This is a genomic window from Pseudomonas sp. P4_C4 (assembly GCF_056402055.1).
Map to the genome: position 1 here is coordinate 1 of NZ_JBFUID010000107.1, position 10713 is coordinate 10713.

Sequence of the window (10713 nt, forward strand, 5' to 3'; positions counted from 1 at the left end):
AAAAAACAAAATCAAAAGATCGCAGCCTGCGGCAGCTCCTACAATGTTCAGTTCATATTCCTTTCAAGGATCTCTGAACCATGACCCTGTTGTTGGCTCAATCGCTGGTGACGATCTTCGCAGTGATCAGTCTGGTGCATGTGTATTGGGCGTTGGGTGGTGAATGGGCGGCGGTGGCGGCGGTCCCGCAAGTGCCGCAGGAGGGCAGCGCGCAACTGCGTCCGGCGTTCAAGCCACGAGGCTGGATCACGCTGGTGGTGGCTGCGGTGTTGCTGTTGATTGCCGCGCTGGTGTGCTTGCGGGTGGGTTGGTGGCTGCCGCCGTTGCATCACTGGTCGTTGCAGTGGGTGATCAGCGCGATAGCGATTTTGCTGTTTGCCCGGGCCATTGGCGATTCGGAGCTGGTGGGTTTTTTCAAAGAGGTCAAAGGCTCGAAATTTGCCCGGCTGGACACCTGGGTTTACTCGCCGTTGTGTGTGGTGCTGGGGGCGGGGTTGTTGACGGTGGCCTGGATCTGATTGATCGACATTTTTGTAGTGACAATACTGGCCTCATCGCGAGCAAGCTCGCTCCCACAGTGACGGGTGTCGTACACACCTTTTGAGTCCGACACCAAACCTTGTGGGAGCGAGCTTGCTCGCGATGAGGTCGGTCCAGCCAATACAAATCTTTGGTCTAACTACCGCTCTCGGTCCGCCGACTGCTCACTTCGGCCGGCACATCATCCCCGGCCATGCGTTTGCGAAACAGCGCCGCCCGGGCCAGCAGCAAGGTGGTCACCGGTACGGTAATCGCCAGCAGGATCGGAATCAGCCAGGCGTGCAATACCGGTGCGGACTTGAGCGCCGAAAAGTAGATGATCGATGCCAGCGCCACGCACCAGGCCCCAAGCGTCGAGGCCAGGGCTGGTGGGTGCATGCGCTGGAAGTAGTCCTTCATGCGCAGCAGACCCGTGGCGCCGATCAACGCAAACAGGCTGCCGAGCACCAGCAGGATCGCCACCGGGATTTCCACCCACAATGACAATGGCGTATTCATTCGATCACCTCACCACGCAGCAGGAATTTCGCCAGGGCGAACGAGCCGACGAAACCGAACAGTGCGATCAGCAGCGCCGCCTCGAAGTACGTGTCACTGGCATAGCGAATACCCAGCGCCAGCATCATCAGCATCGCGACGATATACAGATAGTCCAGCGCCAGGACCCGGTCCTGGGCCGACGGTCCCTTGAACAGGCGGACCAGGGTCAGGATCATCGCCAAAGAAAAGAAGAACAGGCTCAGCAGGATCGCGCTCGACAGCAACGGGCTCATTCGAAGATCTCCATCAAAGGACGTTCGTAGGTCGCCTTGAAGTGCTGGATGAACAGCGCCTCATCGTCCAGGTCGAAGACGTGCAACAGCAGAATGCTGCGGTCCAGCGCCAGCTCCGACCAGACCGTACCGGGCACCACCGTGGTGATCATCGACAGCGCGGCCAGGCCGTTGGCGTCACGCAAGTCCAGCGGCACCTTGATGAATCGCGAGCGGGGCGGGCGGCGACCGGCATTGAGCACGCTCCAGGCCACGGCGAGGTTGGACATCAGCACATCGCGCCCGACCAGCAGGACCAGGCGCAGGATCACTCCAGGTCGACGAATGCGCACCGGCAGCGGACGCAGCCTGCGCATCATCAATGGCGCACAGAACCCCAGCACCGCACCCAGCAGCAGGTTGCCGGGGCTGGTCGACAGGTTCAGCAACAGCCACAGCAGCCACAAGGCCAGCGACAGCAACGGTGCCGGAAACAGGCGCTTCATGGCTGCACCTCCTGCGGGGTTGCATGGGCCGGCGGGTTCGGTACAACGCGCGTGTCGAGCACCGCCATCACGTACTGCTGCGGGTTGTACAAGGCATCGGCGGCGGCCTGGGTGTAGCGCAGCAGCGGATCGGCCTTGAAGGTCAGCGCAATGCTCAAGCCCAGCAGGGCGAAGATCGGCACGCATTCCAGGCGTCGCAGCAGGGGCGAAGGACGTTCGGCTGGCGTCCAGAAGCGCTGGATACCCAAGCGCGAGAACGCGATCAGCGACGCCAACCCGGACACAATCAACAACACCAACAGGCCCCACGCGGCGTTGGAAACCGGTGTGTTGCCGCTGTTGCCCAGGCCCAGCGGATTGAGCAGGGCACCGATCAACCCGAGTTTGCCGATAAAGCCGGAGAGCGGCGGCATGCCGATGATCAGCAAGGCGCAGGCGATGAAGCTCAGGCCAAGAAACGCCATGGTCCAGGGAATCACCTGGCCGACCACGGCTTTTTGTTCGTCGTCGAGGTTGATGCCTTTGGGCGGATGCAGGGATTCCAGTGGCCGCGGCAGCAGTTCGGTTTCGTCTTCGAGCAGGATATCGTTGGCCGAGCGCGAGCGTTCGATCAGTTCGGCCAGCAGGAACAATGCGCTCAATGCCAGGGTCGAGCTGAACAGGTAGAACAGCGCCGCGCCGACCAGGTTCGGCTGGGCGAAACCGATGGTCGACAACAGAATGCCCGCCGACACCAGAATGCTCAGGCTGGCCATGCGCTCCAGGCGTTGCGCGGCGAGGATCGCCATGGCGGCGCAGACGATGGTCGCCATGCCACCGTAAATCAGCCACTGCCCGCCATAGAACGCCGATGCCCCGGCCTGGGCGGAGAACAGCAGCGTCCACAGGCGCAGCAAGGTGTAGACGCCGACCTTGGTCATGATCGCGAACATCGCCGCCACCGGCGCACTGGCCGAGGAATAGGCCGGCACCAGCCAGAAGTTCAACGGCCACATGCCGGCCTTGGCCAGAAACGCGACGGCCAGAATCCCCGCGCCGGCGTGCAGCAAGCCCCGATCAGCTTCGGACACCAGCGGGATTTTTACCGCCAGGTCAGCCATGTTCAACGTGCCGGTGACGCCATAGATCAGCGCCGCGCCAATCAGGAACAGTGACGAGGCCAACAGGTTGATCGAGATGTAGTGCAGCCCCGACGACACCCGCGCCCGGCCCGAACCGTGGAGCATCAACCCGTAGGACGCCGCCAACAACACTTCGAAGAATACGAACAGGTTGAACAGGTCAGCGGTGAGGAACGCGCCGTAAAGGCCCATCATCTGGATCTGGAACAGCGCGTGAAAACTCGAACCGGCGCCGTCCCAGCGGGCCATGGCAAACAGCAGGGCACAGACGCCTATGATGCCGGTCAGCACCAGCATCAGTGCCGACAGGCGATCGACCACCAACACCAGGCCGAACGGCACTTGCCAGTTGCCCGGCAGGTACACACCGATGGAGCCGGGCACGCCGGTGGTTTGTGTCCATTGCCACAACGCCACGGCAATGCCCAGGCCGAGCAGGCTGGAGAACAGATTGATCTTCGCCTTGAGCGGCCGGTGCTTCTCGCCGAGCATCAGCATGATCGCGGCGGTCAGCAGCGGCAGCAGAATGGGTGCGACGATCAGGTGGGTCATCGCCATCATTCCCTGGGCTCCCGGCCATCCACATGGTCGGTGCCGGTCAGGCCCCGGGAGGCCAGCAGCACCACCAGAAACAGTGCGGTCATGGCAAAGCTGATGACGATCGCCGTCAGCACCAGTGCTTGCGGCAACGGATCGGTGTAATGCAGCAAGTCCTGCGGTACGCCGTCCTTGATGATCGGTTCCTTGCCGATGAACAGGCTGCCCATGCTGAAAATGAACAGATTGACGCCGTAGGACAGCAGGCACAGGCCCATGACCACCTGGAACGTCCGTGGGCGCAGGATCAGCCAGACGCCGGACGCGGCCAGTACGCCGATGGCGATTGCGATGACTTCTTCCATCAGACGACCTCCTTCATGGCAACGGATTTAGGCTGGGCAGCGGTTTTGTGACCCCGCACCGATTGGTGGGCGAGGGCTGTGAGGATCAACAGGGTCGAACCGACCACCACGCCGTATACGCCGATGTCGAAGAACAACGCGCTGGCCAGGTGAATGTCACCCAGCAGCGGCAACGAGAAATGCCAGGTGTGGGTGGTCAGGAACGGATAGCCGACCAGCATCGCACCCAGCCCGGTGGCCGTGGCAAACAGCAGTCCGGTGCCCATCCAGCGCAGTGGCCGCAGGCTCATTTGCGCCTCGACCCACTGCGTGCCGGCGACCATGTATTGCAGGATGAACGCCACCGACATCACCAGCCCCGCAACAAAGCCGCCGCCCGGTTGATTGTGCCCGCGCATGAACAGGTAGAACGACACCACCAGCGCCACCGGCAACAGCAGGCGCACCAGCACCGCCGGCACCATCATGAAGCCGAGTGCGGTGTCGCTGGCATGACGCGGGTTGACCAGGTCGGTGACCACGTCCGGTGCGAGCAAGCGTTGCTGGGCCGGCAGTTGCAGGCTTTCTTTCGGTGGGCGGAAGCGGCGCAGCAGGGCGAACACGGTCAGGGCCACGGCCACCAGCACGGTGATTTCACCGAGGGTGTCGAAACCACGGAAGTCCACCAGCATCACGTTGACCACGTTGCTGCCGCCGCCTTCGGGCAAGGCGCGGCTGAGGTAGAACGAGGAAATATCGTTGGGGGTCTGGCGCGTCAGCATGGCGTAGGCCAGCAACGCCATGCCGACACCGACCGCGGTCGACAGCAGCAAGTCGCGGATCCGCCGTACCCGCGCCCGGCGCAGACTGCCGGGCAACGGCGAGACTTCCTCGATCCGTCGTGGCAACCAGCGCAGGCCCAGCAGGATCAGCACCGTGGTCACCACTTCGACCGCCAGTTGGGTCAGGGCCAGGTCCGGCRCCGAAAACCAGACGAAAGTGACGCAGGTCATCAGGCCGCAGACGCTGACCATGGTCAGGGCCGCGAGCCGGTGATACTTGGCTTGATAGGCCGCGCCCAGGGCGCAGGCGATGGCCAGCAACCACAAGGTGACGAAGACGATCGACCCGGGGATTTTCGGCCGGTCGCCCCAGTGCAGGCTGCTGTGCAGCATGGGGATCAACCCGGCCAGCACGGCGGCGAACACCACCAGGAACAACTGCATTTGCAGGCGCCGGGTGCCAATCCGCGGCTCCAGGCGACGGGCCAGGCGCATGATCGCGACCAGCGCGTATTCGAACAGGTGCTTGCCGTCCAGGCGACCAATGACCGGCGGACGGTTGAAGCGTCCGCGCTTGAATTGATTGCGCAGCAGCAGATAGAGCACGGTGCCGCAGGACAATGCGATCAGGCTCATGATCATCGGCGCGTTCAGGCCATGCCAGATCGCCAGGCTGTACTCGGGCAGCGTGCCGCCGACCACCGGTTGCGCCGCCGCCGCGAGCAGCGGGCCGACCACCTGGGCCGGGAAGATCCCCACCAGCAAACAAGTGAACACCAGCAACTCGACCGGCGCGCGCATCCAGCGCGGTGGCTCGTGGGGCGTGTGGGGCAAGTCGGTCGCGGGCGGACCGAAGAACACATCCACGGTGAAACGCAGGGAGTATGCCACGCTGAAGGTACCGGCAATGGTTGCCACGATCGGCAAGCTGAGTTCGACCCAGCGGGTGGCATTGATGAACACGGTTTCGGCGAAGAACATTTCCTTGGACAGGAAGCCGTTGAGCAACGGTACGCCGGCCATCGAGGCGCTGGCGACCATGGCCAGGGTGGCGGTGAACGGCATCAGCTTGTACAGGCCACTGAGTTTGCGGATGTCGCGGGTGCCGCTTTCGTGGTCGATAATGCCGGCGGCCATGAACAGCGAGGCCTTGAAGGTCGCGTGGTTGAGGATATGGAACACCGCGGCGACGGCGGCCAGCGGACTGTTCAGGCCGAGCAACAGGGTAATCAGGCCGAGGTGGCTGATGGTCGAGTAGGCCAGCAAGCCCTTGAGGTCGTTCTGGAACATTGCGCAGTACGCCCCGAGCAACAGGGTGCAGGCGCCGGCGCCGCTGACGATGTAGAACCATTCTTCACTGCCCGAAAGCGAAGGCCATAGCCGCGCGAGCAGGAAGACCCCGGCCTTGACCATGGTCGCCGAGTGCAGATACGCCGACACGGGCGTCGGCGCGGCCATGGCGTGGGGCAACCAGAAATGAAAGGGAAATTGCGCACTTTTGCTCAAGGCACCGATCAGGATCAGGGGCAATAGAATCGGGTAGAGGCCATGGGCGCGAATCAGGTCGCCGGCGACCAGGACCTTGTCCAGGTCATAGCTGCCGACCACATGGCCGAGCAGCATGGCCCCCGCCAGCAGGCACAAACCGCCCGCACCGGTCACCATCAGCGCCATGTAGGCGCCGCGCCGGGCATCGGCGCGATGGTGCCAGTAGCCAATCAACAGGAACGAGAAGAGGCTGGTCAGCTCCCAGAAAAACACGATCTGGATCAGGTTGCCGGAGATCACCAGCCCGAGCATGGCGCCCATGAAGGCCAGGAAAAACGCGAAGAAACGCGGCACCGGATCGTTCGGCGACATGTAGTAGCGGGCGTACAGCGAAACCAGGGTGCCGATGCCCAGCACCAGCATGGAGAACAGCCAGGCGAAACCGTCCATGCGCAGGACGAAGTTCAGGCCCAGGCTGGGCAGCCATGAAAACTCTTCGCGAATGACGCCGCCATGGGCGATCTGCGGGTACAGGAATGCGACCTGAAGGGTGCCGATCAGGGCGATCAGGCCGGCTAGCAGAGATTCGGCGTTACGGGCATTGTGCGGCAACACGGCCGCCAAACAGCTGCCTATGAAAGGCAGAAGCAGTAGAACTATCAGGGACATAGGCTTCTAATCTGCGGAAGTTTGTGAAGCATCATACGTGCCAGCTCCCGGATCACCAAACGCCAAGCTGTCGCAGAATCCTACACGGTAGACGGAAAAGCCCTGATTCACATTGTTTCAGATAGAGGTTGGGGAGCCAGATAGGCCGCCATCGCGAGCAAGCTCGCTCCCACAGGGTATGAAGGTGTACACAATCTTGTGTTCAACCCAAAACACTGTGGGAGCGAGCTTGCTCGCGATGGCGGCCTATCTGGCAATGCAGAGTTTGCGGTTTATCGCTGTGTTTCCTGCTCCAGCTCCTGCTCAGCCGCAGCTTTGCCCTTGGTCTTCAACTCACTGACTATCACCGCCGCTACAATCAACCCGGCCCCGACCAGGGCAATCGCCGGCAAACGTTCCCCGGCGATGCGCCCGACAATCCCGGCCCATACCGGCTCACCGGCATAGATCAGCGTGGCGCGGGTCGGTGACACGCTTTTCTGTGCCCAGTTCATCGCCACCTGAATCGCCGCGCTTGCCGCCCCAAGGCCCAGCGCGCTACACAGCAGCAACCACGAGAAATCCGGAATCGCCTCGTTGGTCGGCACCACCATCAGGAACGACAGCACCGAAGTCACCGCCAGTTGCACCGCCGTCACCCGGCGCACATCGACCTGGCCGGCATAGGTGCTGATCAGGATGATCTCGGCCGCAATGGCCACGGCGCTGATCAAGGTGGCGATTTCACCGGAGCTGAAGTTGAACGCCGCACCGGACGGCCCGGACAACAGCATCAACCCGCTAAAGGCCAGCATGATGCCGATGCTGGGCATCAACCCCGGGCGCCGCCCCAGCACCAGCCATTGCAGCAACGGCACGAAAGGCACGTACAGCGCGGTAATGAATGCCGATTGGCTGCTGGGAATGCTCTGCAACCCGACCGTCTGCAAGCCGTAGCCGAGCATGATCGCCACGCCGATAAACGACCCCGCCTTGAGTTCGAACAAAGTCATGTCGCGCAGATGACGCCAGGAGAACAGGGCGACGATGCTCGCGGCGGCGGCAAAACGCAGGCCGACGAAAAACATCGGGCCGCTGACGGTCATCGCGTGCTGTACCAACAGGAAGGTACCGCCCCAGACCATCGTGATCAGCACCAGCACGCATTCAGCCTTGCTGAACCGTGTGAAACGGGAGGAAGCCTTTGGGGAGTTCACCAACGTCATGACCTTGCACGCTACTGGAGGGGGACGCACAATGCGTCGAATGTTGCGCAGTATACTGCCCAACCCCACCCAGTGAGCAATATAGTGCACAAAGATTCTACCCAACGGGCTTCGGTCCTCCAGCACGTCAGTCAAAACGTCCGTCGTTTGCGTCATGCCGCCGACCTGAGCCAGAGCGCGCTGGCGGAAAAGTCCGGTGTCAGCCGTCGAATGCTGGTGGCGATCGAGGCGGGGGAAAAGAACGTCAGCCTGACCACCCTCGACCGGGTGGCCGAAGCCCTCGACGTTGCCTTCAGTGATTTGATCCAGGCGCCCGACGCCCGCGATCCCAGTCGTATCAATGAGCTGGCCTGGACCGGTACGATCCCCGGCAGCAAAGCGGTGTTGCTCTCCAAGGCCCAGGCCAGCCGCGAAGTCGAGCAGTGGGAGTGGTGCCTGCAACCGGGCGAGGTGTATCCGTCGGAGCCGGACGCCGATGGCTGGAGCGAGCAGATTTATGTCTTCGAAGGTTGCCTGACCGTTATGCTCGGCGACCAGCCACAGCCTATCGCCGCGGGTGAATTCTTCATGTTCGCCAGCAACCAGCCGCACTGTTATCGCAACGACGGGGCGGTGGCGGCGCGGTTTGTGCGTAACGTGGTGATCTGAACAGGGAGAGCACGATGGACCAGACCTTGACCAATGACGCCGACATCCTGATTGTCGGCGGCGGCCTCAGTGGCGCGATGCTGGCGGCGCAATTGATGCGCTTGCCGGGCCAGCGCCGGGTGCTGGTGATCGAGCCCCGGGCCGAATTGGGGCGGGGCGAAGCCTACAGTGCGGTGGAACTGGGCCATACGCTCAACGGCAATGCGGCGCGGATGAGTGTCGATCCGGACAACGCCGACGACCTGACCCAATGGCTGACCGGGTACATCGCGGCGGGCGGCTGGCCGGAATCGGATCAGCAGCATGTGCCGATCAGCGAACTGTTTCCACCACGGGGCGTATTCGGCCTGTACGCCCGACAGCGCCTGGCCGAAGCACAGGCGGTGGGTGCACTGAACGGTTCGACGGTCGAGCATGTGCAGGCCGAGGCGGTCGATTTGCAAACCGATGCCGACACCGTGCGGTTGACCTTGAGCGATGGCCGATGCGTGCAGGGCGCGTTTGCGGTGCTGGCCACCGGAATGTTTCCCGCCGCGCGCACGCCACAAACCGAATCCAGCGGCTTGAATGCGGCCGCCCTCGATCCGTGGGACGTGGCGGCCATGCAGCGGCTCGATCCGCAATCGACGGTCATGATCATCGGCTCGGGCCTGACCATGGTCGACGCCGTGGTGTCCCTGGAACAGGCCGGGCATCGCGGGCCGATCGAAGTGTTTTCCCGCCACGGGCTGCTGCCCCATGTGCGTCGCCAGCCACCGGCCTGGGTGGATTTTCTCGCTGAGGACCTGAGTATCCGCACACCTCGCCAGCTGATGCGCGAACTGCGTCGACACTGCCGGGACGCTATCGCCCAGGGTATCGACTGGCAAGCGCCACTGGACACGGTGCGGGCACATATCGGCCGCTTGTGGCATCAGGCGACGGACGTGCAGCGTCGGCAGTTCGTGCGGCATGTACGGCCGTGGTGGGAAAGCCATCACCACCGCTCGCCACCCTTGAGCGCCGAACGAGTGGAGCGCTTATATAAAGAAGGGCGGTTACGTATTCACGCGGCCTCGTTCAAGGGACTTGAGCCTTCGACGGGCGACAGCGTCAGTATCCGCCTTCGACGACGCGGCGAGACGCAGACCTGTGTGGTCAGCGGTGCCGCCCTGATCAACTCCAGCGGTATCGAATACGACTGGCGTCGGGTGGCGCGGCCGTTACCCCGGCAACTGCTCGCCCGCGGTCTGGTGCAGCCGGGGCCGCTGGCCCTGGGCATTGCGGCAGAGGTCGATGGCGCGGTCCTGAACGCCGAGGGGCAGCCCGCCCGCCGTCTGTTTGCCATGGGCCCGCCGTTGCGCGGCATGTGGTGGGAAAGTACCGCCGTTACCGACGTGGCGAGCCAGGCCAAGGCGTTGGCCGAGCGGCTGACGGGACTCGTCGATCAGGTTGTGGGTCTGAGTACATATCCGTTGCTGCGGTAACGGCGGCTGGCGGTTTCGCCCTTACGGCGAGTCCCTTTGGCAAACGCCGGAGTGCCGGCCCAGCCCAAAGGAACCAAAGGTCTCGCCCCTTACGTACGGCCCCTCGCCAAGGCTCGGGGTTCCTTCGCTCCGGCATTCATCCGGGGGCATCGCCTCCGGTCGGCTTCGCTCGACCTCCTCTCGATGTGTTCGGCTGCGCCGAACGGCGCTGCGCGCCTACCCCCGGATGAACACCGGAACGAGGCCTTCCGAGGGGGCGGGTGGATCAAGATCAAGAGCTGCAGGCGAGCTAACGCTCGGCCTGATGAGTGGTGAGAAGCGAGGGTGTACGCCGGTCTGCCTTTGCTCTTCTGTAGGAGCGAGCCTGCTCGCGAAGGCGGCCTGACAGCCGACCTGATTTCGCGGATGTATCACTCCGTAGGAGCTGCCGAAGGCTGCGATCTTTTGATCTTGCTTGTAAGCAATAAAGCCAAAAGATCGCAGCCTCGTTGCACTCGACAGCTCCTACAGGGAAACACGCACGCATCAGAACCAGGCCGGCCGGTAGGCCGCCTCGGGCGCTGTTGCGGTACACGCCCCCTCGTGAGGCCGAGTGGAGGTTCTGCGCAGTGGGCAACCCGGCATGGATGCCGGGTTAGCCGCCGCCGGCCCAGAG

The 10713-nt window shown here is 63.1% G+C and carries 10 protein-coding genes; 3 read left to right on the forward strand and 7 right to left on the reverse strand.

The features are described from left to right. The first annotated feature begins 80 nt into the window (after window positions 1-80). The gene (locus AC1DXW_RS30190; protein ID WP_477753128.1) at window positions 81-518 is read left to right on the forward strand and encodes a DUF3995 domain-containing protein; all 438 of its coding nucleotides are present in this window, start codon (window positions 81-83) and stop codon (window positions 516-518) included. A 157-nt stretch (window positions 519-675) separates the two neighbouring features. Here the strand turns inward: AC1DXW_RS30190 and AC1DXW_RS30195 are convergent, their stop codons facing one another. From AC1DXW_RS30195 to AC1DXW_RS30225, 7 genes are all read right to left on the reverse strand, one after another. Beyond that, window positions 676-1038, reverse strand: coding sequence for a Na+/H+ antiporter subunit G (locus AC1DXW_RS30195; RefSeq protein ID WP_007973772.1), 363 nt, complete (start codon window positions 1036-1038; stop codon window positions 676-678). Then, window positions 1035-1313 (reverse strand): K+/H+ antiporter subunit F, encoded by a 279-nt coding sequence (locus AC1DXW_RS30200; RefSeq protein ID WP_414925130.1) that lies wholly within the window; start codon window positions 1311-1313, stop codon window positions 1035-1037. Before AC1DXW_RS30200 ends, AC1DXW_RS30195 begins: the two co-directional genes overlap by 4 nt. Beyond that, window positions 1310-1798: a Na+/H+ antiporter subunit E gene (locus AC1DXW_RS30205; protein ID WP_477753127.1), complete on the reverse strand. Its 489-nt coding sequence runs from the start codon at window positions 1796-1798 to the stop codon at window positions 1310-1312. Before AC1DXW_RS30205 ends, AC1DXW_RS30200 begins: the two co-directional genes overlap by 4 nt. Continuing rightward, complete coding sequence (locus tag AC1DXW_RS30210; protein ID WP_477760848.1) at window positions 1795-3480, reverse strand: monovalent cation/H+ antiporter subunit D; 1686 nt, start codon at window positions 3478-3480, stop codon at window positions 1795-1797. Before AC1DXW_RS30210 ends, AC1DXW_RS30205 begins: the two co-directional genes overlap by 4 nt. Further along, window positions 3477-3821 (reverse strand): Na+/H+ antiporter subunit C, encoded by a 345-nt coding sequence (locus AC1DXW_RS30215; protein WP_007973781.1) that lies wholly within the window; start codon window positions 3819-3821, stop codon window positions 3477-3479. The genes AC1DXW_RS30210 and AC1DXW_RS30215 overlap by 4 nt, the downstream gene beginning before the upstream one ends. Further along, a complete protein-coding gene (locus AC1DXW_RS30220) occupies window positions 3821-6739 on the reverse strand; it encodes a monovalent cation/H+ antiporter subunit A (protein ID WP_477760849.1) in 2919 nt (972 codons plus the stop codon). The genes AC1DXW_RS30215 and AC1DXW_RS30220 overlap by 1 nt, the downstream gene beginning before the upstream one ends. Before the next feature lie 272 nt (window positions 6740-7011). Then, complete coding sequence (locus AC1DXW_RS30225; RefSeq protein WP_477756460.1) at window positions 7012-8034, reverse strand: DMT family transporter; 1023 nt, start codon at window positions 8032-8034, stop codon at window positions 7012-7014. Between AC1DXW_RS30225 and AC1DXW_RS30230 the strand changes: the two genes are divergently transcribed. Continuing rightward, a complete protein-coding gene (locus AC1DXW_RS30230) occupies window positions 8029-8592 on the forward strand; it encodes a helix-turn-helix domain-containing protein (RefSeq protein ID WP_477756461.1) in 564 nt (187 codons plus the stop codon). The two genes, AC1DXW_RS30225 and AC1DXW_RS30230, sit on opposite strands and share 6 nt — an antisense overlap. Before the next feature lie 14 nt (window positions 8593-8606). After that, window positions 8607-10058 carry an FAD/NAD(P)-binding protein gene (locus AC1DXW_RS30235; RefSeq protein ID WP_477756462.1) on the forward strand — a complete coding sequence of 484 codons (1452 nt, stop codon included), beginning with the start codon at window positions 8607-8609 and terminating at the stop codon, window positions 10056-10058. The last annotated feature ends 655 nt before the right edge of the window (window positions 10059-10713 follow it).